This window comes from Vibrio sp. qd031 (genome assembly GCF_002100145.1).
Lineage (GTDB): Bacteria > Pseudomonadota > Gammaproteobacteria > Enterobacterales > Vibrionaceae > Vibrio.
Map to the genome: position 1 here is coordinate 1 of NZ_JXQD01000026.1, position 510 is coordinate 510.

1 protein-coding gene is annotated in these 510 nt (G+C 54.3%); it reads right to left on the bottom strand.

What is annotated here, in order from left to right:
• A partial coding sequence (locus tag ST37_RS15865) for a VCBS domain-containing protein (RefSeq protein ID WP_197687476.1) occupies positions 1-510 on the bottom strand: 510 nt, incomplete at both ends.

Consider the following 510-nt stretch of genomic DNA (forward strand, 5'->3'; position numbering starts at 1 on the left):
ACGCACTTCTTTCTGACCGGCTGTCAGCGCGTCCACTGTGGCGTTATCGGCCAGTGTGAACGTCCAATTGCCATTCGCGTCAACGGTGAACTCACCGTACGCATCGGTAATAGTATTTGGTGTAAATTCTAGGTCTGGATTGTCTGCATCCGTCGCCGTTAGGGTGCCGCTGACAGGCGTCACATCGCCTTCCGTCACTGCGTCGGTATCCGCCGAAATCACCGGAGCATCATCGGTACCAGTAATGGTAATGGTGACAGTGGTGTCACTGCCATCGGACAAGGTCACGATAAACTCGCGCACTTCTTTCTGGCCGGCGGTTAATGCATCGACTGTGGCGTTATCCGCCAGTGTGAACGTCCAATTACCCTCGGCGTCAACGGTGAACTCACCGTAAGCATCGCTAATAGTATTTGAGTTAAAGGCCAAATCTGGGTTGTCTGCATCCATAGCCGTTAGCGTACCGCTGACAGGCGTCAGATCGCCTTCGGTTACCGCGTCGGTATCCGC